General features: G+C 71.3%; 22 protein-coding genes. 12 read left to right on the top strand and 10 right to left on the bottom strand.

Going from position 1 to position 25093, the window contains the following annotated elements; all coding sequences use genetic code 11:
- Positions 1 to 84: 84 nt before the first annotated feature.
- Together ABT061_RS19900 and ABT061_RS19895 are read right to left on the bottom strand one after the other, a co-directional pair.
- Complete coding sequence (locus ABT061_RS19900) at positions 85 to 1299, bottom strand: ROK family transcriptional regulator (protein ID WP_350919563.1); 1215 nt, start codon at positions 1297 to 1299, stop codon at positions 85 to 87.
- Positions 1300 to 1338: 39 nt separating this feature from the next.
- A complete protein-coding gene (locus ABT061_RS19895; protein WP_350919560.1) occupies positions 1339 to 2748 on the bottom strand; it encodes an FG-GAP repeat protein in 1410 nt (469 codons plus the stop codon).
- 95 nt (positions 2749 to 2843) lie between these two features.
- Here ABT061_RS19895 and ABT061_RS19890 point away from each other — a divergent pair, with 95 nt between their 5' ends.
- Positions 2844 to 4073, top strand: coding sequence for a cytochrome P450 (locus ABT061_RS19890; RefSeq protein ID WP_350919557.1), 1230 nt, complete (start codon positions 2844 to 2846; stop codon positions 4071 to 4073).
- A gap of 6 nt (positions 4074 to 4079) precedes the next feature.
- Here ABT061_RS19890 and ABT061_RS19885 read toward each other — a convergent pair whose 3' ends face one another.
- On the bottom strand, positions 4080 to 5507 hold the full coding sequence (locus tag ABT061_RS19885) for an MFS transporter (protein ID WP_350919554.1): 1428 nt from the start codon (positions 5505 to 5507) through the stop codon (positions 4080 to 4082).
- Between the two features lie 115 nt (positions 5508 to 5622).
- Here ABT061_RS19885 and ABT061_RS19880 point away from each other — a divergent pair, with 115 nt between their 5' ends.
- Genes ABT061_RS19880 through ABT061_RS19860 form a run of 5 tightly spaced genes read left to right on the top strand, consistent with a single transcriptional unit; the run spans position 5623 to position 10873 of the window.
- Positions 5623 to 6573: an STM4015 family protein gene (locus ABT061_RS19880; protein WP_350919551.1), complete on the top strand. Its 951-nt coding sequence runs from the start codon at positions 5623 to 5625 to the stop codon at positions 6571 to 6573.
- Positions 6570 to 7715 carry an STM4014 family protein gene (locus tag ABT061_RS19875; protein WP_350919548.1) on the top strand — a complete coding sequence of 382 codons (1146 nt, stop codon included), beginning with the start codon at positions 6570 to 6572 and terminating at the stop codon, positions 7713 to 7715. The genes ABT061_RS19880 and ABT061_RS19875 overlap by 4 nt, the downstream gene beginning before the upstream one ends.
- Positions 7708 to 8523: an STM4013/SEN3800 family hydrolase gene (locus ABT061_RS19870; RefSeq protein WP_451954131.1), complete on the top strand. Its 816-nt coding sequence runs from the start codon at positions 7708 to 7710 to the stop codon at positions 8521 to 8523. The genes ABT061_RS19875 and ABT061_RS19870 overlap by 8 nt, the downstream gene beginning before the upstream one ends.
- A 29-nt stretch (positions 8524 to 8552) precedes the next feature.
- Entirely contained in the window at positions 8553 to 9929 is a 1377-nt protein-coding gene (locus ABT061_RS19865; protein ID WP_350920051.1) for an STM4012 family radical SAM protein, read from the top strand.
- 56 nt (positions 9930 to 9985) lie between these two features.
- Complete coding sequence (locus ABT061_RS19860) at positions 9986 to 10873, top strand: STM4011 family radical SAM protein (protein ID WP_350920048.1); 888 nt, start codon at positions 9986 to 9988, stop codon at positions 10871 to 10873.
- Between the two features lie 71 nt (positions 10874 to 10944).
- Here ABT061_RS19860 and ABT061_RS19855 read toward each other — a convergent pair whose 3' ends face one another.
- From ABT061_RS19855 to ABT061_RS19830, 6 genes are all read right to left on the bottom strand, one after another.
- The gene (locus ABT061_RS19855) at positions 10945 to 12129 is read right to left on the bottom strand and encodes an acyltransferase family protein (protein ID WP_350919545.1); all 1185 of its coding nucleotides are present in this window, start codon (positions 12127 to 12129) and stop codon (positions 10945 to 10947) included.
- Positions 12122 to 12862 (bottom strand): alpha/beta hydrolase, encoded by a 741-nt coding sequence (locus tag ABT061_RS19850; RefSeq protein ID WP_350919542.1) that lies wholly within the window; start codon positions 12860 to 12862, stop codon positions 12122 to 12124. Before ABT061_RS19850 ends, ABT061_RS19855 begins: the two co-directional genes overlap by 8 nt.
- A gap of 285 nt (positions 12863 to 13147) precedes the next feature.
- Entirely contained in the window at positions 13148 to 13804 is a 657-nt protein-coding gene (locus tag ABT061_RS19845; protein WP_350919539.1) for a response regulator, read from the bottom strand.
- A gap of 49 nt (positions 13805 to 13853) precedes the next feature.
- Positions 13854 to 15167: a sensor histidine kinase gene (locus ABT061_RS19840; RefSeq protein ID WP_350919536.1), complete on the bottom strand. Its 1314-nt coding sequence runs from the start codon at positions 15165 to 15167 to the stop codon at positions 13854 to 13856.
- A 130-nt stretch (positions 15168 to 15297) separates the two neighbouring features.
- Entirely contained in the window at positions 15298 to 15894 is a 597-nt protein-coding gene (locus ABT061_RS19835; protein WP_350919533.1) for a TetR/AcrR family transcriptional regulator, read from the bottom strand.
- Between the two features lie 61 nt (positions 15895 to 15955).
- Complete coding sequence (locus ABT061_RS19830; protein ID WP_350919530.1) at positions 15956 to 16603, bottom strand: TetR/AcrR family transcriptional regulator; 648 nt, start codon at positions 16601 to 16603, stop codon at positions 15956 to 15958.
- Between the two features lie 91 nt (positions 16604 to 16694).
- Here ABT061_RS19830 and ABT061_RS19825 point away from each other — a divergent pair, with 91 nt between their 5' ends.
- A complete protein-coding gene (locus ABT061_RS19825) occupies positions 16695 to 17069 on the top strand; it encodes a DoxX family protein (RefSeq protein ID WP_350919527.1) in 375 nt (124 codons plus the stop codon).
- Positions 17070 to 17184: 115 nt separating this feature from the next.
- Here the strand turns inward: ABT061_RS19825 and ABT061_RS19820 are convergent, their stop codons facing one another.
- Complete coding sequence (locus tag ABT061_RS19820) at positions 17185 to 17838, bottom strand: biliverdin-producing heme oxygenase (protein ID WP_350919524.1); 654 nt, start codon at positions 17836 to 17838, stop codon at positions 17185 to 17187.
- Positions 17839 to 18154: 316 nt separating this feature from the next.
- Here ABT061_RS19820 and ABT061_RS19815 point away from each other — a divergent pair, with 316 nt between their 5' ends.
- The 5 genes from ABT061_RS19815 to ABT061_RS19795 all read left to right on the top strand — a co-directional run bounded on the left by ABT061_RS19815 (position 18155) and on the right by ABT061_RS19795 (position 25030).
- The gene (locus ABT061_RS19815) at positions 18155 to 18397 is read left to right on the top strand and encodes a hypothetical protein (RefSeq protein WP_350919521.1); all 243 of its coding nucleotides are present in this window, start codon (positions 18155 to 18157) and stop codon (positions 18395 to 18397) included.
- 2 nt (positions 18398 to 18399) lie between these two features.
- Positions 18400 to 20007, top strand: coding sequence for an ABC transporter permease (locus ABT061_RS19810; protein ID WP_350919518.1), 1608 nt, complete (start codon positions 18400 to 18402; stop codon positions 20005 to 20007).
- Positions 20004 to 21059 carry an ABC transporter ATP-binding protein gene (locus ABT061_RS19805; protein ID WP_350919515.1) on the top strand — a complete coding sequence of 352 codons (1056 nt, stop codon included), beginning with the start codon at positions 20004 to 20006 and terminating at the stop codon, positions 21057 to 21059. The genes ABT061_RS19810 and ABT061_RS19805 overlap by 4 nt, the downstream gene beginning before the upstream one ends.
- A 281-nt stretch (positions 21060 to 21340) precedes the next feature.
- Complete coding sequence (gene lon, locus ABT061_RS19800; RefSeq protein ID WP_350919512.1) at positions 21341 to 23710, top strand: endopeptidase La; 2370 nt, start codon at positions 21341 to 21343, stop codon at positions 23708 to 23710.
- 177 nt (positions 23711 to 23887) lie between these two features.
- Complete coding sequence (locus ABT061_RS19795) at positions 23888 to 25030, top strand: Fic family protein (RefSeq protein WP_350919510.1); 1143 nt, start codon at positions 23888 to 23890, stop codon at positions 25028 to 25030.
- The last annotated feature ends 63 nt before the right edge of the window (positions 25031 to 25093 follow it).

Here is a 25093-nt window from a genome sequence, read left to right as displayed (position 1 = left end):
CGGCTCTCCGGTGTCCCGGCCGCACGGCCCGCCGCATGGGACGGGCCCTTCCCGTCCTGCTGCGGAACGAGCCGGAACGAACGGTCAGATCCCGGCGCGGTTCCGGGGACGCCTGGGAGCGCCGTTCGGCTTCGAGGTCGTGCCGACCTGCAGGAAGTTCTCGATCACGAGGGTGGCCGCGCCCAGCGCGACGGAGTCGACGCCGAGGCGGCCCAGACCGATGGAGACCGTCTTGTACGGCTGCGCCAGGCAGTTGTCCGCGGCGACCTTCCTGATCCTCGTCAGCAGGTGCTCGCCGAGCAGCACGCCGGCCCAGCCGCCGATGATGATCCGCTCAGGGTTGAACAGGTTGATCAGGTTGGCCAGGCCGATGCCCAGATAGGTGACGGTCTCGTCGATGACGGGGGAACCGCCGGCCACCAGTTCGGCCAGCGCGGCCTGCTCGTCGACGCTCTCCGTCCAGACCCCGGCACGTTCCAGAATGCCCCTGGCCCCCACGTACGCCTCCAGGCAGCCCTCTCCGCCGCAGCGGCACCGGTGCCCGCCGACCATGATCTTCGTATGGCCCCACTCGCCGGCGCTGCTGTTGGCCCCCAGGTACGTGGTTCCGTCGGTGATGATGCTCGCCCCGACTCCCGAGCCGATCAGCACCACCACGGCGTGCCTGGCCCTGCGCCCGACGCCGAACCACAGCTCGGCCTGCCCCATCGACTTGGCGCCGTTGTCCACGAAGAGCGGCAGGTCGGTGCCCGCCCGCAGGAGCCTGCCGAGGGGGACCGCGTCCCATCCGAAGGTCGGGGCGTGGATCAGGGCGTCGGGCCCCGTCTCGACGACGCCGGGAACGCCCACCCCCACGCCGAGCACCCGTTCGGCGGGCACGCCGCTCTCGTTCAGGACCACGTCGATGCCCTCGATGATGTGGCGGACGACCAGATCGACGTCGTGCCGGGTCGGGCGGAGCGCGTACTCGGCCTTGGCCTGGCGGTTCATGTCCAGGTCGAAGAGTTCGACGTGCACGTGCGTCTCGCCGACGTCGACGCCGATGGCGTAGCCGTGGGTGGTGTTGACCCGTAGCAACACGCGCGGCCTGCCTCCGTCGGAGTCGGCCAGGCCCGCCTCGACGATGGTCCCGCTCGCCAGCAGATCTCCCGTCACGTTGCTCACGGTGGCGGGGCTGAGCCCGATGGTCTCACTGAGCTCCTGGCGGCTGGCGGGTCCCTCGAAGTAGAGGGCGCGCAGCACTATCGCCCGGTTGCCTCGGCGTAGGTCGCGGACGGTCCTGTGCTGTGCGTCGAACATGACCATCATCTTAGGTAGCGAGTCGAAGAAAACGGTCGTCTACCGGGGTGAGGACGAGTTTGTGAGGGCGTAACCGAACAGGGTGCCCTTGGCGGCGGTGGCCAGCGTCCTCGCCGTCGACGGGCGGATGCCGGGGTAGGGGCCCTTCCGCACGGTCCCGCGCAGCAGGGTGAGCCTGCCGTCGTGCGGGGCGGCGATGACCAGGCCGCGGCCCGCGACCATGGCCAGAGCCCCGCCGAAGTCGCCGCCCTCGCCGGTGATCAGCAGGTTGTCGTTCTTGGTGAGCCCGCCGGAGCGGGTACCCGCGAGCACCTGGACGGCGTTCTCACCCGGCACCCCGATCGCCAGCTCGTCGTCGCCGTCACCGTTGAGGTCTCCGGCGGCGAGGGCGGCGCCGAAGCGGTCGAAGTAGCGCGGTTCCCCCTTCAGGGAGCGCTGCGACCAGGTTTCCGAGACCGCGGTGCGCAGCCCGGCGCGGGAGCCGTAGACGACGTGCACCGTGCCGTCGCCGTAGTCCATCGCCCGCTGGTTCTCGGTCAGGCCCTCGCCCGGTACGCCGATCGCCAGGTCGGCGTGGCCGTCGGCGTTGAAGTCACCGGATGCCAGGGCCTCGCCGAAGAAGTCCCAGGCCTCGGCGCGGCCGCTGATCCCCGGGCTGTCCTGGGTGAGCAAGGTCGCCTTCCGCCGCCGGACGTCGAGCACGGTGACCGAGCCCTGGCCGTTCTTCAGGACCGTGTCCGCGGGCGCGCCCACGGCGACCTCGGCCCGTCCGTCGCCGTCGAAGTCCCCGGTGGCGAGCACCGCGCCGAACTGGTCGGTCTCCTTCTCGGGCTGTCCCACCCATCCGGTCCGCTGCGTGATCATGTACGGCTCGCGTCCGCTGAACCCGTACACCCCGACCGCGCCGCCCCCCAGCCCCGGGGCGCCGATCACCAGCTCGTCGTCCCCGTCTCCGTCCAGGTCCCCCGCCGCGAGCGCGGCCCCGAACCGGCCGGAGTCGCGCTCGCGGCCCAGGTCACCGGCGTCGATCACCCTGCCGGGCCGCAGGCCGTCCGGCGAGCCGTGGAACAGCAGCACCACTCCGTCGCCGTCGGCTCCCGGCCGGGAGCGGTCCTTCTCGGAGACGCCCACGGCCAGGTCGGCGCAGCGGTCACCGTCGAAGTCACCGGTCGCCAGCGCCGAGCCGAACGCGTCCCCGGTCTCGCTCTCGCCGGGCACGCCGGGGTCGTCCTGGGTCAGCCTCCGGGCGGTGCGCATGTCGTACAGGACGGTGACCGCCCCCGCGCGGGCGTGGCCGCCGGAGCGGGTGTAGGGCGCGGCGACCGCGAGATCGGCCCGTCCGTCGCCGTCGAAGTCGGAGGGTACGCCGGAGCAGGCGCTCGCCATGGAGGGGGAGATGGAGACCAGAAGGGAGGTGAAGGCAATGGAGACGAGAAACACGGCTCTCATAGCCGTAATGGTTTCCGATAATTCGGACACGCGGCCCACAAGGATATGAAATTCACGTGGCCGGTACGGGTAAAGAACATGCCAGGATTGGAAGCATGGAAATCGACCTGGCCGACCTGGGATTCTGGCGGCGGCCGCTCAAGGAGCGGCATGAGGCGTTCGCGCGGCTTCGGGATCTCGACCGGCCGGTGTTCTTCGAGGAGAAGCGGGTGCCGTTGCTCCGCTCGGGCAAGGGTTTCTACGCGCTGGTCAGGCACGCCGACGTGGTGGAGGCCAGCCGCAACGCCAAGGTGTTCTCCAGCGAGCCCGGCGTGACCAGCCCCGAGCCGCCCGGCTGGGTCAAGCACGTGTTCGGCGAGTCCATGGTCAACATGGACGACCCCCGGCACGCCCGGCTCCGCCGCATCGTCTCTCGCGCGTTCAGCCCGAAGATGCTGAGCAACCTGCAGGGCGACATCGACGCCGCGTGCGCGCGGATCGTCGACGACGTGACGGCCTCGGGACCCGGCGACTTCGTCACGCAGGTGGCCGCCAAACTGCCCATCCACGTCATCTGCGACATGATGGGCGTCCCCGACGACGTGCGGGCCAGGGTCCACCAGCACGTCGACATCTCCACCGCCTACTCCGGCGTGCGGCCCAGCCTGGCGCACACGGTCAGGATGGCCGCCCAGAACACGCTCGCGCTGCTCGCCCTGCAGCGCCTGGTGATCAACCTGGGCAGGGAGCGCTCGGGGGCACCGGGCAACGACCTGGTCTCCGCGCTGGTCACCGCCAACGTCGACGGTGAGAGGCTGACCGACAGGGAGCTGGGGTCGTTCTTCACGCTCCTGCTCGTGGCGGGCAACGAGACGGCCCGCAACACCATGGCGCACGGTATCAAGCTGCTGACCGACAACCCCGAGCAGCGGCGCCTGCTGGTGGACGACTTCGACGCCCACATCGGCGGCGCCATCGAGGAGATGGTCCGTTACGTCTCCCCCATCATGCAGTTCCGCCGCACCGTCACCGAGGACTACGACCTGCGCGGCCTGCAGCTGAAGGCGGGCGACAAGGTGGTGCTCTTCTACGGCTCGGCCAACCGCGACGAGACGGTCTTCCCGGACGCCGACCGGTTCGACATCACCCGGGACACCAAGCCCCACGTGGGCTTCGGCGGTCCGGGGCCGCACTTCTGCCTGGGGGCCAACCTCGCCAGGCAGGAGATCAGGGCGATGTTCCGCGAGCTGTTCACCCGGCTGCCCGAGGTCCGCTCGGTCGGCGAGCCGGAGCTGCTGGTGTCCAACTTCGACAACAGCGTCCGCAGCCAGGCGTTCACCTTCTGAGGGCGGTCACCTGCCGGGCTGGGGAGCCGTCACCGGGCAGCCGGTCTTCGGCTCCGAGCGGATCAGCACGTTCCCCCGGACGGTGAGGAAGGTGAGCAGCGCCGCGAGGCCCATCATCGACGCGCTGACCAGCATGGTCGTATGGAATCCGGTGGTAAAGATCGCGGGGGAGTCGAAGGCGTCACCGGTCAGCCCGGCCAGCGGGGGGATCGCGGCCACCGCGAGCAGCCCGCCGGTCCTGGCGACGGCGTTGTTGACGCCGCTGGCCACCCCCGCGTGCCGCTCGTCGGCGCTGGCCAGCACGGTCGCGGTGAGCGGCGCGACCGCCGCCGACAGACCCAGGCCGAACAGGGTCGTCACGGGCAGCACGTCCACCACGTACGACGAGCCGGGGCCGATCCGCGACATCAGCAGCAGGGCTCCCGCGCAGACCAGGATGCCGGCCGTCATCGGCAGCCGGGGCCCGACGCGCCTGGCCAGCTCGCCCGCGCGCGACGACAGCAGCAGCATCAGGATCGTCACCGGGATCATCGCGGACCCGGCCAGCAGCGGGGAGAAGCCCGCCGACACCTGCAGCTGGACCACCAGCAGGAAGAACACCACGCCCATCGCGGCGTACATGACGAACGTGACGACGTTGACCGCGGTGAACACCCTTGACGCGAAGACCTCGACCGGTACGAGCGCCCTGGGCGAGCGCCTGATCTCCAGCCAGACGAACGCGGCGCCCAGCGACACGCCTGCCACGACCGGGACGACCTCCAGTCCGATCAGGCCGTAGGTGACCCCGGCCAGCGCCAGCGCCGCCAGCGCCGCGCCGAGCACGTCGAACCGGCCGGCGGCCTCGGCGTTCCTGCTCTCCGGGACATGCCGCAGGGCGACCAGCACGACGAGCGCCGACAGCGGCAGGTTGATCAGGAACACCCAGCGCCAGCCGGCCGTCTCCACCAGCCACCCGCCGAGCAGCGGGCCGATGGCCGAGGCCACCCCGCCCAGGCCCGACCACGCCCCGATCGCCCTGGGACGGTCCTCGCGGTCGAAGGACGACTGGATGATGGCCAGGGAGCCGGGGGTAAGCAGCGCCCCGCCGATGCCCTGCAGCGCGCGGGCCGCGATCAGCGTCTGCACGTTGGGCGCCAGGCCGCACAGGGCGGAGGCGAGGGCGAACCAGACGACGCCGATCAGGAAGATCCTGCGCCTGCCGTACCGGTCACCGAGCGAGCCGCCCAGCAGGATCAGACCCGCCAGGGTGAGGGTGTAGGCGTTGACGGTCCACTGCAGCCCGGCCATGTCGGCGCCGAGATCGGCGCCGAGGGCGGGCAGCGCCACGTTGACCACCGTGCCGTCCAGCAGGGCGATGCCGGAACCGAGCACCGTGGTGAGCAGAACCCAGCGTCCCACCGCGGAATTGAGACGGATGTGACCGTTGTCCATGCCGTCCATCATCGCCGAGCTTTCATGTCTTTCTGACCTGCGCACATGATTCTTAAAGTGTCGTGCACCTCTGGTAGGACAGGTTCTGTCGTGTCACGCCTGACGGGAGCTTCCGATGGACTACAGCGAGTTCAACGACGACGTCGACGGTCTCTACCGTGGGGAGTACGCGGGCCTGCCCATCGTGAGCCTGCGCCCGCCGGGGGCGCCCATGCCCGCGGCGGGTGAGGCGGCGTGGCGTCTCTCGGTCCACGTCTACGATGCCAAGGAGACCTTCGAGGAGCACTTCGCGCGCTTCGTCGAGACCGTCGACACCACCGAGGTCAGGGCGATCATCGTCGGTGGCTGGGGTGAGGCCTACGAGGTCGACGCCTCGGGCCCCATCCGGCTGCTGGCCGAGCACGCGGCGCGCCTTCCCAAGCTGCGATCGCTCTTCTTCGGCGCGATGCCCTCGGAGGAGTGCGAGATCTCCTGGATCGTGCAGAGCGACGTCACCCCGCTGCTGGAGGCGTTCCCGTTGCTGGAGCGACTGGAGGTGCGCGGCGGCACCGAGCTGAAGCTGCGGCCCGTCCGGCATGACAACCTCAAAATCCTCCGGTTCGAGACCGGCGGCCTGCCTCCGGCCGTGGCCAGGGCGGTCGGTGCGAGCGATTTTCCCGCGCTCGAATACCTGGAGCTCTGGCTCGGGTCGGAGAACTACGGCGGCGACACCACCGTGGCGGACCTGGAGGCCATCCTGTCCGGCGAGCGGCTGCCCGCGCTCAAGCACCTCGGCCTGCAGGACAGCGAGATCCAGGACGAGGTCGCGGCGGCCGTCGTCTCGGCCCCGGTGCTGGCCCGGCTGGAGTCGCTCGCGCTGTCGATGGGCACGCTCACCGACGCGGGCGCCGAGGCGCTGCTCGCCGGCCGGTCGCCGGCCCACCTCAGGCGGCTGGACCTGCACCACCACTTCCTGAGCGACGCCATGGTCGAGCGCCTCAGGGCGGCGTTCTCCGGCGTCGAGCTCGACCTGTCCGAACAGGAGAAGCCCGACGACGACTGGTATTACGTCGCGGTCTCCGAATGACCGCGCTCGCCGTCGTCGGCACGCCGGGGGAGCGGCGGGTGGCCATGTTCGCCGACGCCTGCGTCCGGCAGGGACTGCGCGAGCCCGCGGTCCTGCCGTGGACGTCCGTGCTGCGCGGCGCGGAGATCCGGATCGAGCCGGAGACGCTGGTACGGATCGACTCGCCGGGGGAGGACGCGGAGACGGACGAGCTGTTGCGCGGAGGCGGCGAGCCGTCCCGGGTCGGCGGCGGGGCCCGCTGGCACGCCGCGTTCGTCGCCGGGGCGGCGCGGGTCCGCGAGGCCGTCGGCCGGGCTCCGGGGGCCGTGCTGCTCGCCGACGTCGAGGACATCTCGGTGATGTTCGACAAACGACGCTGCCACGCCAGGCTGTCGGCGGCCGGGGTGCCGGTGCCGCCCGCGCTTCCCGGACCGATCCGCGGCTATGCCGAGTTGCGCGAGCGGATGGGCGAGGCCCGCTGGGGGCGGGTGTTCGTCAAACCGGCCCATGGCTCGTCGGCCTCGGGGGTCGTCGCCCTGCACGCGTCGGGAGACCGGGTCAGGGCGGTGACCTCGGCGGAGCTGACCTCCGGGGGGCTGCGCAACTCCCTGCGGGTCAGGTGCTACGAGGACGAGTCCGATCTGGCGGCGATCGTCGAGGCGCTGGCCGGAGACGGGCTGCACGTCGAGCGATGGTTTCCCAAGGCGAGCCTCGGCGGGCGTGTGATAGATCTGAGGGTGGTCGTCGTGGACGGCACGCCCACCCACGCGGTCGTCCGCACGAGCCGGGGGCCCATAACGAACCTGCACCTCGGAGGTCTGCGCGGCGACCTCGGCGAGGTCAGGGCCGGACTCGGCGCCGAGGGATGGGCGCGGGCCCTGGAGGTCTGCGCGCGGGCGGCGGCCTGCTTTCCCGGGAGTCCGGCCGCCGGGGTCGACCTGATGGTCGGGGCCGACTGGCACGATCTCGCGGTGGCCGAGGTCAACGCGTTCGGCGACCTGCTGCCCCGGCTGGAGGGCCTGCCCGGTAGCGGCGCGGAGGGCCTCGACACCTACGGTGCCCAGGTCCGCGCGATCCTCGCCCGGCACTCGCCGCAGGGGGCGGGGAGAACCGCGCCCGGGCGGTCCCGTGACCTCGGGGGCGAAGGCGGGGCCGATGCGTGACATGAACGAGATCGTGGGCAGCCACGACCTGCTGCTGGTAACGCTCGACACGCTTCGGTACGACGTGGCGGAGGAACTGCTGGCGGCGGGTCGGCTGCCGAATCTCAGCAGGGCACTGCCGGGCGGCCGGTGGGAGCGGCGGCACAGTCCGGGGAGCTTCACCTACGCCGCGCACGCCGCGATCCTCGCCGGTTTCCTGCCCACCCCGATCGAGCCGGGACCGCATCCCCGCCCGTTCGCCGCCGCGTTCCCCGGGAGCGAGACCACGGCCCCGGGCACCTGGGTGTTCGACGCGCCCGATCTGCCCGGCGGGCTGGCCGGGGCGGGATACCACACGGTCTGCGTCGGCGGGGTGGGGTTCTTCAACAAGCTGACCCCGCTCGGGTCCGCGCTGCCGGCGATGTTCGCCGAGAGCCACTGGGAGCCGGGGTTCGGGGTCACCTCGCGGACCTCGTTCGAAGCGCAGATCGCATGCGCCGAGCGGGTGGTCACGGGGGTGGACGGTCCGGTGTTCCTGTTCGTCAACGTGTCGGCCCTGCACCAGCCGAACTGGTTCCACCTGCCGGGCGCCACTCGCGAGCACGGTGACAGCCGGCGGAGCCACGCCGCCGCGCTCGAATACGTCGACCGGCACATCGGCAGGCTGTTCGCGCTGATGAGCGAACGGCGCCCTGGGTTCGCGATCGTCTGTTCCGATCACGGCACCGCCTACGGTGAGGATGGATACGTCGGGCACCGGATCGGTCACGAGGTCGTCTGGACCGTGCCCTACGGTGAGTTCACGATGGAGCGGGGGGAGTGGCGTTGACTCCGAGTCCTGGCCGGACGCCAGAGGTGGTGGACGGCGAGCGGGGCGCACCCGCACCGCCGCCGCCGGACGCCGTCTCACCCGAGGCGGGGCCGTATCAGGGGTACGTCTACGCCTACCCGCACAAGACCGCCTACCGGCCGCTCGATCCACGTCCGCCACTGGCGGAGGTGTGGGCCAGGGAGCCCGTCGACCACCTCTTTCTCTACCTGCACATCCCGTTCTGCGAGATGCGCTGCGGATTCTGCAACCTGTTCACCCGTACCGGCGCCCCCGAGGAGCTCGTCGACGCCTATCTCGGCGCGCTGGAACGCCAGGCGAGCGCCGTACGGGGCGCCCTGAACGGTCCCCGCTTCGTGGCGGCGGCCGTCGGCGGCGGCACGCCGACCTATCTCAAGGCCGCCGAGCTCACCAGGATGTTCGACCTCGCCGAGCAGATCATGGGCATCGACCTGCGGGCCGTCCCGATGGCCGTGGAGACCTCCCCGGCGACCGCGACGGCCGACCGGCTCGCGGTCCTCGCCGAGCGGGGCACGACCCGCGTCTCGATCGGCGTGCAGAGCTTCGTGGACGCCGAGGCCCGCGCGGCGGTCAGGCCGCAGCGGCGGCAGGAGGTCGAGACGGCGCTCGGCCGGATCCGCGAGGCCGGGTTCGAGACGCTCAACCTCGACCTGATCTACGGCATCGACGGGCAGACGGAGGCGTCCTGGCGTTACTCGCTGGACGCCGCGCTCGCCTGGAAGCCCGAGGAGATCTACCTCTACCCCCTGTACGTCCGCCCGCTCACCGGTCTGGGCCGTCGCGCCCGCGACTGGGACGACCACCGGCTCACCCTCTACCGTCAGGGTCGCGACCACCTGCTCGCCGCCGGGTACGAGCAGATCTCGATGCGGATGTTCCGGCTGCCGGGGCGGTCGAGCCCCGCCGAGTACAGCTGCCAGAGCGACGGCATGGTCGGCCTCGGCTGCGGTGCCCGCTCCTACACCTCTCATCTGCACTACTCCCACGAGTACGCGGTCGGCGCAGGCCAGGTGCGCGCGATCATCGACGACTACGTGCGCCTGGCTTCCGAGGAGTTCGCGGTCGCCAATGTGGGTTTCCGGCTGGACGAGGAGGACCGGCGCCGTCGCCACCTCATCCAGTCGCTGCTCCAGGCCGACGGGCTCGATCCCGCCGCGTACCGTGCCCGCTTCGGAGCCGGGGCCGAGGCCCACTTCGGCGAGGAGCTGGAGCGCCTGACGGCTGGGGGCCTGCTGGAGCGTGACGCGCCGCCGCCGGGCGGCGAAGGGGCGCGCCCCGGGTGGCTCCGGCTCACCGCCGAGGGGCTGGCCCGCTCCGACGCGATCGGTCCCGCGCTGTTCTCCGGCAGGGTTCGCGCGCTGATGGCCCGATACGAGGAACGGTGACAGGCTTGGCCGACTCACCTGGCGCCCCCGCCTCCGGAATCCGCCACCTGCCGCTCCTGCCGGGCAGGCCCGGTGGATCAGGTGATCCGAGCGCCGACGGCGAAGGTCTCGATCACCTGACGATTCTCTACCGGGGGCCGCTGGCGAGCTGCGACTACGACTGCCCCTACTGCCCGTTCGCCAAGCGGCGCGACAGCCCGGAGCAGCTGAGCCGGGACCGGGCGGCGCTGGAGCGGTTCACCGCCTGGGTGGCGGGACGGGAGCATCCGGTCTCGGTGCTGTTCACCCCGTGGGGCGAGGGCCTGGTCCGCTCGTGGTACCGCCGGGCGATGGTCGAGCTGAGCCACCTTCCGCACGTGCGGCGGGTCGCCATCCAGACCAACCTCAGCTGCCGGTCCGGCTGGCTGGCCGAGGCCGACCTGGACACGCTCGCCCTCTGGGCGACCTACCATCCCGGCCAGGTCACCCACGAGCGCTTTCTCACCCGCTGCCGCGACCTGGTCGCGCGCGGGGTCCGTTTCAGCGTCGGCGTGGTCGGGCTGCCCGAGCACCTCGGCCACGCCCGCCGCATCCGGGCCGACCTGCCCGCGGAGGTCTACGTCTGGGTGAACGCGGCGGAGGGCACCGTCTACACCGATGACGAGGCCGCCGACTGGACGGCGATAGATCCGCTCTTCCAGCACAGCCGGACACCGCACCGGAGCGCCGGCCTGCCCTGCCGTACCGGCGACAGCGTGATCTCCGTCGACGGCGACGGCACCGTGCGGCGCTGCCACTTCGTCCCGGCCGTGCTCGGAAACCTCTACGAGGGCACGTTCAGGCCGAGGGCCATGGCGTGCCCGGCGGCGATCTGCGACTGCCACATCGGCTACGTGCACCTGGAGGCGACCGGCCTCTACGACGTCTTCGCCGGGGGAGTCCTGGAACGCATCCCCGCCCGCTGAGGTCGGATGACGAACGGTCACAGGATGTTCCGCGACTGAAAAAATGGCGGCGCAGGAGCCGTGCCATCTCGTCAAGCAGATGCCGCCCCCCTGTCATCAAGCCGCCTCCGGATGACCCCCGGCAACCAGGCGAGCGCGAGAACCGCCACGAACACCGGAAACCAGGCCAGCCGGTGCAGCAGCCAGACCGGCTCGTCCGGCACGGCCAGCAGGCCGGGGACGTCGCCGAGGCGCAGGGCGGCGACGGCGATCACGGCCGGCGCGCTCTGGTGCCACAGGAAGAGCGTCATCGCCGACAGGTTGGCCAGCGCGACCGGCGCCCACAGCCGGGGACGCCGCATCAACCGGGCCAGCGGAGCGCGCGCCAGCAGTGCCGCCCCCACCTGGGCGAGCCCGAAGCAGACCGCCGCCAGGGTAGGCGGCGCCAGATTGGAGACCGCGGCCCCGGTCACCCCCACCATGCTCGCCGGATACCCGAACCCGGTGACCAGCAGCGCCGCCCCGATCGCCCCACCGGCCAGCAGACCCACCGCCACCCGGCGCGAGCCGAGCAGGCCGCTCGCCCAGGCGATCCCCAGCGCGTACGGCACCAGCCAGCCGGCCACCAGGTTCGCCCATCCCAGCCAGGCGGGACCGCCGAGCCAGAACCTGGCCAGGTCCACCCCGAGCACCACCGTGAACGCCACGGCGGCCGTGACAGCCGGATGCGCCCGCAGGAGCAGGGGAGTGGCCGCGGTCAGCGCGGCGAAGACGGCCAGGAACCACAGCGGCCCCACCGCCGGGAGCACCATCGACCTGATCAGCCCCACCGGTGCCCCGCGCAGCGCCATCCCCGTTGCGATTCCCGTCCAGACCAGGGCGAGCGGTACCACCGGCCCCAGCAGCCTCCCCATCCTGGCCCGCACCCACGCCCCCGCCGGATACGCCTCGCGGGCAACCCCCGCTGGAGCGCGCGATGCGGTGGGGGCCGCGGAGTCCGGCCTGAGGGCCGCCGGGCGGAGGCCGCGCGCCGCCGCGTAGCCGCCGACGAAGAAGAACACCGCCAGTGTCTGGAACACCCAGGACAGTGGTGTCAACGCCGGCAGGTGGCTGAGCGGGCTGGCCATGTACACCGCCCCCGCCGGGCCCGGCGCCCACGCCGTCACCAGCCAGTGCCCCAGCACCACGCCCAGGATCGCCAGCGCCCGCAGCGCGTCCACCCCCCTGTCCCGGCCGACCGGGGTGGCCGCCTCGATCCCGGCCGTGAGGCTAGCCACCGGACACCTCGCCGCCTCGGCCGAGGGCGATCAGGGTCAGGTTGCGCAGCGACTCGCTGCCCGGCTTGAGATAGTCGTCGTGCCCGGCGTCTTCGGTCCCGAACGGGTGGGCGCCGAAGGCCGGGGCGGCGGGATCGGGGCCGAAGCCGAACGGGCCGATCCGGAGTTTGGGCACCTCGCGCATCCAGTCGAGGGCGCCGCTGCCCACCCACAGACGGGTGCCGCCCAGCTCGGCAGCCGAGGAGACGCCCAGTCCCGGGCTGCCGAAGACGGCCGTGTCGGCGACCCCGGAGGCGGGTACGGCCCCGGCGCACACCACCGAGCCGTAGCTGTGGCACAGCAGGCTGACCCGCTTGCCTTCCAGGGCTCCGATGACGTAGCGCCGCAACTCCACCGCGCCCCGCTCGGCGGCCCCGTCGGTCATCACGCGAAGGCTGAGCATCGCCGGGCTGTCATAGCCGAGCCAGGCGACCACCGCCAGCCTCGCCCCCGGATCCAGCGCCCGAGCCTCGGCCAGCACCGCCCGCGCCCCTCCCCCCGGCGTGTTGTACCGCTTGGCCCTGCCGCCGTCGAAGGTGGCGGCCGTGGTGTCGGCCCCGGGGACGATGACCGCGACGTACTCGGCCGCGGCGAGATCGCCGTAGACCCGGACCACCCGGTCGCCCACGGGCGGCGGGACCGTCACGTAGGCGAGCGCCGTGGCGACGGCCACGACGAGCGTGCGGCGGAACATGCGAGCCTCCTGTCCGGCCTGCGGGATTGGACAGGAGGCTAGGAACCGCGGCCCGTCGATCGCGTCACCCCGGGGAGGTGTCTTCGCGATCCCTCTCGGGGGTGATGCGGGCTCACCCGGCGAGCGAGGCCGGCGCCACCAGGACCCTCAGGCCGGAGGTGAGAACCCGGCCGGGGCGCGAGTGTCTGGTGACCGGTCGCGTCTCCACGCGAACCGTCCGTCGTCCGGTGCGGTGTCCGGCGGGCGGGGGGAAGACGACTCCGGAGGCCCCGAGGCGCCGCGGACTCATTCGCCTGGGCGGACCAGGCCCGTCTCGTAGGCGTGGACGATCGCCTGGGCGCGGTCGCGCAGGTTCAGCTTCGTGAGGATCCGGCCCACGTGGGTCTTGACGGTCTGCTCCGACAGGATCAGCTCCTCGGCGATCTCCTGGTTGGACCTGCCCCGCGCGATGAGCGCGAGCACCTCGGTCTCGCGCTCGGTGATGTCGTCCAGGCGCCCACGCGGGCGGCGCGGGCCGACGCGGGCGAACTCCGCGATCAGCCGCCGGGTCACCGAGGGCGCCAGCAGCGCCTCCCCGGCCGCCAGCACCCGTACCGCCTCGGCCAGCTGCTGTGCCGAGGCGTCCTTGAGCAGGAACCCGCTCGCCCCGGCCCGCAGCGCCTCGTAGACGTAGTCGTCGAGGTCGAACGTGGTCAGAATCAGGATCCTCGGGGTGGGACCGGTGGATTCCATGATCTCCCGCGTCGCCGCGAGGCCGTCCATGACCGGCATCCGCACGTCCATCAGCACGACGTCGGGCCGCAGTTCGGCCGTCCGGGCCACGGCCTCGCGCCCGTCGGCGGCCTCGCCCACGACCTCGATGTCCGGCTGCGAGCTCAGGAAAACGGTGAAGCCGGTCCGTACCATGCCCTGGTCATCGGCTATGAGCACCCGGATCGTCATCGAATCTCCTTGAGCGTGGAGACCCCGGGCTTCGGCCCGGGGCAGGAGGTCAAGCGTTCCCCGTGATCGGCAGTATGGCGGTGACCGCGAAGCCCGCCCCGACCGGCCCGGCCCACAGGCTTCCGCCGAGCATGGACACCCGTTCCCGCATCCCGATCAGGCCGTGCCCCATGCGCCGGGGTTCCCCGGGGGAACGGTGCCCGGCGTCGTTCGTCACCTGGACGTGCAACTCGGCGCCGTACCGGGCGATCCTCATCGAGACGGCCGAACCGGGTGCGTGCCGCATGGCGTTGCTGAGCGACTCCTGGGCGATCCGGTAGGCGGACAGGCTCACCGCCGTGGGCAGCCCCGTCAGGTCGCCGCCCACCTTGAGCGTCACGGTGAGCCCTGCGGAGCGTGCGGTGTCGATGAGTTCCTCCAAGCGGCCGAGGCCCGGCTGCGGCGCGATGTCCGCGTGCCCGTCGTCCTCCCTCAGCACGCCCAGTACGCGGCGCATCTCGGTCATGGCCGCGAGCGACAGCGCGCGGATCTCTCTCAGCCCTTCCTCCAGGCGCTCCGTGTCTCCGGCCGCTCGCAGCGGAACGGCCTCGGCCTGGATGGCGATCACCGACATGTGGTGGGCGACGACGTCGTGCAGTTCCCTGGCGATCCTGGCCCGCTCCTCCAGTACGGCCTGTCCGGCCAGTGCCTGCCGGCTGCGCTGCTCCTCCTGGGCCAGCAGGCCGATGGCCAGCCGCCGGGCGCGCACGTTGTGGCCGAACAGGACGGTCGCCGTGACGATGCCGGTGACGACGGTCAGCGAACCGGGGTAGATCATCCAGGTGACGAGGACCGAGACGATCCACACGCCCACGGTGATGTGCCGCTCGGAGCGGACCGCGACCGCGTAGACCACGAGCGCGTACATGATCGCGGTGTCCACGTTGTACGGGGGGTCGATCAACTGCCGTGAGACGACCGTACCCAGGGGGATCAGCACGACCGCTGCCCGCCAGGCGGCCAGTGGCCACCGGCTACGGAGCGCGAGCGGCAGGGAGAAGGCCAGGGCCGTGAGCGTGAGCCAGTCCGGATCGAGCGGGGAGTTCACCCGGGCCGCCGTCTCCTGGAGCATGGAGAGGCAGGCTTTGAACAGTATGAAGGTCAGCGCCAGGTCGGCCAGCAGGACCAGGTCGATCGTCCGGAACGGCAGCAGCCTCAGCACCCTCGGCATGCGGGGGCGGAGGCGGCGTGACCGGAGGCGGCCGGCCGGATCGGCCGCCCCGGTCACCAGCGCCTCGACGAGGGGATGGGCCAGTCGCGCGGCGGCCTCCCGTACCGGCCGCGCGTGCCGTGCGAGGGCCTGCCGCGCGGAGCTGGGGATCACCCGGATCAGCCTAGGCGGCGCGATCGTGGTCCGCGTCCCACCAGGGGGTGATCTTCAGTGTCACCCGACTCCGGGCCGCGGGACACGGCCGGGACGTCCACCGTGACGGAACCCGCACCATCCGGTGGGCTCAGGTCGTGCCCAGGCCGCGTAGCACGAAGCCGGAGACCATCTCCGCGGCCTCCTCGGGCGTCACCGCGCCGCTGAGCAGCGGGACCCGCTCGGCGCCGATGACGGCGAGGATGAAGCGGGCGGCGACTTCCACGTCGGGGGCGTGGAAGTCGCCCGAGGCCACGCCGCTGTCGATGATGCCGGTCAGGATGCGCTGCATCGGCTCGACATGGTCGGCCAGGCGCTGGTAGGCGTCGGGGCCCAGCGCCGCGGACAGGTCGGCGGGGCCGGGATGGGGGTGGGCGAGCAGCCCGTCGAGCTGGAGCCTGACGAAGACCCGCAGCCGCTCGGCGGGCAAGGCCCGTTCGGGCAGCTCCCGCTCGTAGCTGTCGATGAAGTAGTGCGTCACCCGCTCGGTGAAGGCCAGCAGCAGCGCGGCCTTGTCGGGGAAGTAGTTGTACAGCACGGTGCGGGTGATCTCGGCCTCGTTCGCCACCTCGGTCATGGAGATGGCGTCGATGCCCTGCTCCCGGGAGAGACGCGAGACCGCCTGCAGGATGCGGTCCTGTGTCTGGGCGCGGTGCTCGCCGATGGTCGCGGCCGAAATCCGGGGCATGGCCCCATGGTCGCACAGTGCCGTCGCCGGCTGTCAGGTCGTTTGGGGTCCGGCCGCGAGGTCAGCGCTGGGGGCGCGCCGAACTCATGGCGGCCTGCAGGTCCTTGGTGCTGGGGGCCGGGGGGAGCGGAGGGCCGACGCGGTCGGCGCGGCAGGCGTCGAGGATCAGGCCGATCAGTCGCCGCCACGCCTGAGGGGCGGTGCAGCGGGTGGAGCCGAGCACCCCGGCGTTGGCCATCATGATCAGCATAAGGTCCTGACCGGTGAAGTCGGCGCGCAGCGTCCCCGCGCGGCGGGCCCGCTCGATCACCCGGTCGACCGCCGCCATCGCCCGTGCTCTCGGCGCCTCCAGCGCCGCGGTGGGGAAACAGGTGGTGAGGGCCTCGGTCACCCCCTGGTCGGCGGCCTGCATCCCGCAGACGTGTTCGACCAGCCCGGCGAACGCCTCCCAGGGGTCGTCGGCGAGCTCCGCCGCCTCGGCGGCCTCGACGAAATCGGCCATGTGGTCGGCCAGGATCGCCTCGATGAGCGCCTCGCGGTCGGGGAAGCGCCGGTAGAGCGTGGCGATGTTCACCTCGGCCCGGCGGGCGATCTCCTCCAGGGGCACGTCGAGCCCGCGCTCGCGGAACGCGACGCGCGCCGCTGTCATGATCCGTTCCCGGTTGATCTCGGCGTCCCTGCGCAACCTCCGCCGTTTGCACGCTTCCATGAGCCGATTCTACAAAGTGAAGGGTTCCCTGCGGTTGTGCTACGGTGGCGGCAAACGAAGGTGTGCCTTCACTTATTTTTCGGAGTGCCTGATGAACGTTGTCCTCTGGATCGGGCAGGGCCTGCTCGCCGCGATGTTCCTCATCGCGGGTCTCACCAAGTCCACCCAGCCGCGCGAGAAGCTGATCGCCAACTTGGGGGGATGGGTGGAGGATTTCTCCGGCGGACAGGTCAAGGCCATCGGCATCCTTGAGGTGCTGGCCGGGATCGGGCTGATCCTGCCCGCTCTCACCGGCATCCTGCCCGTGCTGACCCCGCTCGCCGCCGCCGGCCTGGTGATCACGATGATCGGCGCCATCGTCGTGCACGCCCGGCGCAAGGAGTATTCGGCACTTCCGATGAACCTGGTGCTCCTGCTACTGGCCGCCTTCGTGGCCTGGGGCCGTTTCGGGCCGTACGCCTTCTGAGTGCCGTATGCCTTGGGGGGCTTTGCCGGGACCGGGGATCGGCGCCGGACGGCTGAACGCTCCGGCACGGAGAATCCGTGCCGGAGCGTTCACTCGTGCTGTGGGACGACCGGGTTCAGGCGGCGACCTCGGACCGGGCCACCCGGCCGAGCTCGCCCAGGACCTCGGTGTTGAGCAGGTAGGCGAGCTTGGTCTCGCGGATCAGCCGCTGCTTCTCGGCCTCGTCCAGGGGTAGTGCGTCCAGCCGGGCCCGGTACTCGTTCTTGAAACGGGGCAGGCTGCCGATCCCGTCGAACAGGTAGAAGTCGATGCCGCCGCCCGGCTGGTAGCCGTAGATCTTCTGCAGCTCCATCCGGATGAACTGCCCGCCGGACAGGTCGCCCATGTAGCGGGTGTAGTGGTGGGCGATGTAGCCGGCCGGCCAGGTGGCGACCTGGTTGATGCGGGCGACCAGGGTCAGGGTCGGCTTGGAGGGCTCGATCCTGGACCGCCAGCCGGACCCGTAGATCGTCTCCAGGTCGCGGACCAGGGCCTCCTCCCGGTAGAGCTCGGGAAAGACGAACGGTGCCGCGACGGGGTCCTCGGCGAGCGACCGTGCGGCGCCGTCCAGGGCCACGTAGGCGAAGTAGTGCTGGGCGACCATCTCGCCGTACGCCTCGGGGGTGAGGCTGCCCGCCATCAGGGCCTTGAGGTAGCTCTCGTCCTCGGCGGATTCGTGGTCGCCCCAGGTGGCGTTCCTGAGGACTTCGGAGAACGGCGGCTCACTCATGATCACTCCGCGGCGAGGAAACTTTTCATGACGCAGTGTCACAAAAATCGCACCCTCCCGTCAAGCCGATGACGACACCTCGTCATTAAACCGGCCACCCTCCGCGTCGAGTTTCGGGTGGGGCGTGCGGGGACGAGGTTCTCGGCGTGAGCGGGTGGGGCATGCCGCCGGGAGCCGGGCGCGCCGGATGGTGCCGTGGCTTCCGAGGGGGGTGCCTTTGCCGCCAATCTACCCTTAGGTTAGGCTCGGCTAACTTTTACAGCGTTGTCGAAGCCGTGATCGGACTCCTCTCGATCGACAGAAGGAAAACACCGCCATGCCCGCTGAACCCCCCAAAGCCGTGCTCGCACCGGTAGCGGGTGCCCTGCTGTTCGGGCCCGCCGCCTGCGGAGACGATTCCGGGAGCGGTTCCGCCGCCGCAGGTGGGGATCGGTCCCCGGCGGACGCGTTCCTCGCCCGGGAGGCCGGCGCGCTTCAGGTTCCCGCGGTGGGGTTCAACGATCTCGGTCGGCCTGGGGCCACGATCGCGTTGATCAGGGAATCAGGACTCGTCTTCTGACCATGCGATCGCATCTCGCCAAGCGGGTCCGCCACGACGGACCCACCCCATGGTCGTTCGGGCGTGTCCTGCCGGTGGCCGGACGTCCTCGCAGGCCGCTACTGCTGGCCCTGTCGGTACTGGCCGTCGCGGTGGCCCTCATCCCGGTGCTCTATCTCGGCGTGCGGACGGCCGAAGCGGGCTGGGAGCGTATCGCCGAGGAGGTGTTCACCCCGCGAGTCGCGCTACTCGCGCTCCGTACCCTCGGCCTGGCGGTGGTGGTGAGCGCCGGTTGCCTCGTGCTGGGGGTCGGCTCGGCCTTCCTGGTCGTACGGACAGATCTGCCCGCCAGGCGCGCGTTCGCGGTCCTGGCGGCCCTGCCGCTCGCGGTGCCGACCTATATCGCGGCATTCGCGTGGAGATCGACCGTGGACGGGTTCGAGGGCTTCTGGGCGGCGGCGCTGGTGCTGACGCTGTGCTCCTATCCCTACGTCTTCCTGCCCGTCGCCGCGGCGCTCAAGGGCGCCGACCCGGCCCAGGAGGAGGTGTCTCGGTCGCTGGGCAGAAACGCCTGGCGCACCTTCACCGGCGTGACACTGCGGCAGGTCCGTCCCGCGGTCGCGGGCGGCGCGCTGCTGGTGGCACTGTACGTTCTGTCGGATTTCGGTGCGGTGTCGATCGTACGGGCCGACACCTTCACCCGGGCCATCTTCGTCGCCTTCGACCTGGGCTTCGACCGGACCGGGGCGCTGGTGCTGTCAAGCGTGCTGGTCCTCCTGACGATGCTCATACTCGCGGGTGAGACGGCGAGCCGCCAGCGCGGTGCCCGCTACGCTCATCTGGGCGCCGCCCGCCGGGCCCCGGCCCGGTTCCGCCTCGCCCGGACGCGGTGGCCCGCCACCTTCGTGCTGCTCGCTCTCGCCGGACTCTCCCTCGGTGTCACCGTGGTGAGCCTCGGCCACCGGATGATCGAGGGTGTCTCGCGGCCGGGGGCCTGGCCCGAGGTGGCCGCCGCCGCGGGCAACTCGCTCTGGCTCTCCTTCGCGGGCACCGCGCTCACCGTGCTGCTCGCGCTGCCGCTGGGCGTGCTCACCGCCAAGGCGCCAAGCCCGCTGACCACACTGCTCGATCGTCTCGGCTACCTCAGCCACGCCCTGCCGGGGCTGGTCATCGGCCTCTCCCTGGTCTCCTTCGGAATCAGCCTCGCCTATCCGATCTACCAGACGACCTGGCTGCTCGCGCTCGGCTACGCCGCCCTGTTCCTTCCGCTGGCGGTGGCCGCGGTCACCGCGGCGGCGGCCCAGGCACCACCCGTCCTGGAGGACGTCGCCCGATCACTGGGCCGAAGACCGCCGGCCGTGCTGCGCACGGTGACCCTGCCCCTCACCCTGCCCGGGATCGGCGCCGGCGCCGCGCTGGCCTTCCTGGCCTGCATGAAGGAACTGCCCGCTACGCTCCTGTTGCGCCCGACGGGTGTCGACACCCTCGCCACCGAACTGTGGACGCACACCACCGTGGCGGCCTACGCCGCCGCCGCCCCCTACGCGGCGTTGCTCGTGCTGCTGTCATCGGTGCCCGCGTGGCTGCTCACCTCGCGCACCGGCATCCTCACCAGGGAGTCCACCAGATGAGCCGGCTGGAACTGAGTGGCATCGCCAAGAGGTACGGCGCGATGACCGCGCTCGCCGGAGTCGACCTCACCGTGCCGAGCGGCACCCTGACCGCCGTACTCGGCCCTTCGGGGTGCGGCAAGACGACCCTGCTGCGCTGTGTGGCGGGTTTCGAACGGCTCGATGCCGGTGAGATCGCCATTGACGGGCGGATCGTCGCGGGTCCGGGGACGCACACCTCCCCGGAACGCCGGCATGTCGTCACCGTCCCGCAGGAGGGCGCGCTCTTCCCGCACCTGTCGGTGGGCGACAACGTCGGGTACGGCCTGAACCGGGAGGAACGGCGTTCGGACCGCGTCGAGGAAGTGCTCACCCTGGTGGGCCTGTCCGGACAGGGCGAGCGGATGCCGCATCACCTGTCCGGCGGGCAGCAGCAGCGCGTGGCGGTCGCCAGGGCGCTGGCACCGCGTCCCTCCCTCATCCTGCTCGACGAGCCGTTCAGCGCGCTGGACGCCGGACTCCGCGCCGACCTGCGGCGCGACGTGCGCGCCGCGCTACGGGCCGACGGGGCGACCGCCATCCTCGTCACCCACGACCAGGGCGAGGCCCTCTCCAGCGCCGATCAGGTCGCGGTGATGCGCGACGGCCTGGTCATCCAGAGCGGACCGGCGGTCGACGTCTACCGGGAACCGGTGGACCCATGGGTGGCGGCGTTCGTGGGTGACGCGGTGTTCCTGCCCGCCGGAACCGATATCGGCCCAGGCGCGGCTGGCACCGTGCTGTCCACGGCACTCGGTCACATCCCGGTGGGTGGGATACCGGCGGGGAGTGGGAGCCTCACCGCCATGGTGCGCCCCGAACAGATCCGCCTCACCACGGCGTCGGCCGGCCCGGCGGTGACCGCGACCGTGACCGGTTACGACTTTCACGGCCACGACGCGATCGTCACGCTCCGGCTCGCCGACGGCACCCAGATCATCGCGCGAGTACCCGGCCACGCGGCCCCGGTGACGGCGGGATCAGCTGTCGGGGTGCTCGTGGAGGGCGTCTGCCAGGCCTGGCGCGAGATCTAGGGGAGAGCGCTCACACCGGTTGTCCGTCATGGGGGCGGGCACGCGGCGGGTGAGACCGGGCTCTGGCCCCGGCGTATCCCCCCACACCGGGTGATACGCCGGGGCCAGAGCGTCTTGATGTCGTACACGGGGGTGCGCCGCTTGACGAGCCCCACCGTGGAGAGGGCGGCCGATGACTCCGATTACACGATTACGATCGCTCACAGCGAACACGCTCAACCTCGGGAACATTCTCGGGCTCCCATTAATTGAGTGAGTACAACTCAACCCTTGGAGTTCACATGAGTGAGAGCTTGATCCTCCCGGTCCTGCCGCTCGACGACGAGGTCGTGCTGCCGGGCATGGTGGTCCCGCTTGACCTGTCGGAGACCGAGGTCCGGGCCGCGATCGACGCGGCGCAGGCTCTCGCTGACAACAAGCCCGAAGTCCTGCTCGTTCCCCGGATCGACGGAAGATACGGCTCGGTGGGCGTGCGGGCGATCGTCGAGCAGGTGGGCAGGCTGCCCGGCGGCGAGCCCGCCGCCGTGCTGCGCGGCGTCGACCGGGTCCGGGTGGGCACCGGCACGACCGGTCCGGGCGCGGCCCTGTGGGTGCAGGCCACCCGCATTCCCGTGGTCGCGGCGGACGAGCGCGCCCACGAGCTGGCGAAGGCGTACAAGGCGCTGGCCACCACGATCCTGCAGAAGCGGGGCGCCTGGCAGGTCGTCGACGCGGTCAACCAGATGGACGATCCCTCGGTCCTGGCCGACAACTCCGGCTACGCTCCCTGGCTGAGCACCTCGCGCAAGGCGGAGATCCTGGAGACCGCCGACCCGGCGGACCGGTTGGAGAAGCTGGTCGAGTGGTCGCGCGAGCACCTGGCCGAGATCGACGTGGCCGAGACGATCCGCAAGGACGTCCAGGAGGGCATGGAGAAGCAGCAGCGCGAGTTCCTGCTCCGCCAGCAGCTCGCGGCGGTCCGCAAGGAGCTCGCCGAGCTGAACGGCGACACCTCCGCCTCCGAGGAGGAGGACTACCGCTCCCGCGTCGAGGCCGCCGACCTGCCGGAAAAGGTGCGCCAGGCCGCGCTCAAGGAGGTCGACAAGCTGGAGCGGACCTCCGACCAGTCTCCCGAGACCGGCTGGATCCGCACCTGGCTCGACACCGTCCTCGACATCCCGTGGAACGAGCGGACCGAGGACTCGTACGACATCGCCGCGGCCCGCGCCGTCCTCGACGCCGACCACACCGGTCTCGACGACGTCAAGGACCGCATCATCGAATACCTCGCCGTCCGCGGGCGCAGGGCGGAGAAGGGGCTCGGCGTGGTCGGCGGCCGTCGCAGCGGCGCCGTGCTCGCGCTGGCCGGCCCTCCCGGGGTCGGCAAGACCTCCCTCGGCGAGTCCGTCGCCCGCGCGATGGGCCGCAAGTTCGTCCGCGTCGCCCTCGGCGGTGTCCGGGACGAGGCCGAGATCCGCGGTCACCGGCGCACCTACGTCGGTGCCCAGTCGGGCCGGATCGTCAGGGCCATCCGCGAGGCCGGCTCGATGAACCCGGTCGTGCTGCTCGACGAGGTCGACAAGGTCGGCTCCGACTACCGGGGCGACCCGACGGCGGCGCTGCTCGAGGTGCTCGACCCCGCGCAGAACCACACCTTCCGCGACCACTACCTGGAGGTGGAGCTCGACCTCAGCGACGTGCTCTTCCTGGCGACCGCCAACGTGCTGGAGGCCATCCCCGGCCCGCTGCTGGACCGCATGGAGATCGTGACGCTCGACGGCTACACCGAGGACGAGAAGGTCGCCATCGCCCGGGACCACCTGCTCCCGCGCCAGCTCGACAAGGCCGGTCTCACCGCCGAGGACGTCACGGTCGACGAGGACGCGCTGCGCAGGCTCGCGAGTGAGTACACCAGGGAGGCCGGGGTCCGGTCCCTGGAGCGCTCGATCGCCAGGATCCTGCGCAAGGTGACGGCCAACGTCGCGCTCGGCGAGGGCGAGCTGCCCGTGACGGTGGGGGACCTGGTCCCCTATCTGGGCCGCCCGCGCAACGTGCCGGAGTCCTCGCTTCCCGAGTCCAGCCAGCGCACGGCGGTGCCCGGCGTGGCGACCGGCCTGGCGGTCACCGGGGCGGGCGGTGACGTGCTCTACGTGGAGGCGTCCCTGGCCGACCCCGAGACCGGCGACACCGGCCTGACCCTGACCGGCCAGCTCGGCGACGTGATGAAGGAGTCGGCCAGGATCGCGCTCTCCTACCTGCGCTCGCGGGGTGCGGAGCTGGAGCTGCCCGTCGGTTCCCTCAAGGACCGCTCGGTGCACGTCCACTTCCCGGCCGGGGCCGTTCCCAAGGACGGCCCGTCCGCGGGCGTCACCCTGATCACGGCCCTGGCCTCGCTGCTGTCGGGCCGTCAGGTCCGCGCCGACGTGGCCATGACCGGCGAGGTCTCCCTCACCGGCCGGGTGCTCCCGATCGGCGGGGTCAAGCAGAAGCTGCTGGCCGCCCATCGGGCGGGCATCACGACGGTGCTGATCCCGGCACGCAACGAGCCCGACCTGGACGACGTCCCGCAGGCCGTCCGCGACGAGCTCACCGTCCACGCGGTGAGCGACGTGCGCGAGGTCCTGGACATCGCGCTCACCCCGGCCAAGGTGGCCGAACACGCCGCCGCCTGAGCGGCGATCCCCACGACGGCCCGCCCTCTCACCCGAGGGGGTGGGCCGTCCGGCTGCCCGGTGGATGCCGGATCGGCCAAGCTCCGGCAATCCGCGTGTCACGGGACGGAACGGGCCCGTCGGATATAAATGGACGAATCATAAAGTTAATTGACCGAATGATTCGGTCATGGTGACATGGGATCCATGCTGTACGGAACGCCTTCCCTGGAGGCCATCGACGAAGCGGTTCTCGGCGAGATCGAGGAGATGCGCCGCGACCTGAAATACCGCCTCGCGGAGACCCACCGCTGGGACGGCCAGCTCAGGCGCCAGCTCCAGGCGCGGGCCATCCAGGGTTCCAACTCGATCGAGGGCTACCGGGCCAGCGTCGAGGACATCGAGTCGATCATGGCCGGTGAGGAGCCCCTGGAGACCTCCAGGGCGGTCGCCAGGGAGATCTCCGGCTACCAGCAGGCGCTCACCTACATCCAGATGCTCTCCCGCGCCCCAGTGTTCGCGTTCGACGCGGGCCTGCTCCACGCGCTCAATTTCATGATGATCGGTCATCACCATGGCAAGACCCCGGGCACGGTGCGGCCCGGTGGCATCTACGTCCGCAACTCCACCACCGGAGAGGTCGTCTACGAGGGCCCGGACGCCGAGCGGGTGCCGGAGCTGCTGGCCGAGCTGGTCGCCTGGCTCAACGAGGGCGACCTGAAGGCGCCGAGCTACGTGCGGGCGGCGATGGCCCACTTCAACCTGGTGAGCATCCACCCTTGGCGGGACGGGAACGGCCGCATGTCGCGGGCGGTCCAGACACTGGTGCTCGGCAGGGAGCGGATCACCACCCCGGAGTTCTCCTCCATCGAGGAGTGGCTGGGAACCGCGGAGAACACCGTCGACTACTACCGGACATTGGCCGCGGGCGGAAGACGAACCTGGAACCCGCACGGGGACACGCTGCACTGGGTGCGCTTCTGCCTGCGCGCCCACCACCTCCAGGCCCAGCAGGTCCGGCGCAGGCTTTCCGAGGCGGGGGAGGTGTGGATGCTTCTGGAGGAGCAGATCGACGCCGACGGGCTCAACACCCGCACCGTCTCGGCGCTCTACGAGGTGTTCGTCAACCGGCGGCTGCGCCGGAGCAGGTACCAGCTGGACGAGTCGCTCAGCCAGGGGCAGGCGGCCAGGGACCTGCGCGACCTGGCGGCCAAGGGCTGGCTTGCCCCGTACGGGGAGACCAAGGGCCGCTTCTACGCGCCGGGGGCGAGAATGCGGGCGATCAAGGACGACTTCGAGCGGAGGATCGTCCCGCTGCGGGATCCGTACCGGCACGACTAGCGCGATGTCGGCGCACGTTCACCGGATTCGGCAGCACGCTGGACTCGACCGGAAACTCGATGG

Source organism: Streptosporangium sp. NPDC002544 (assembly GCF_040295965.1).
GTDB lineage: Bacteria > Actinomycetota > Actinomycetes > Streptosporangiales > Streptosporangiaceae > Streptosporangium.
This window is presented reverse-complemented; position numbering and strand designations above follow the sequence as displayed.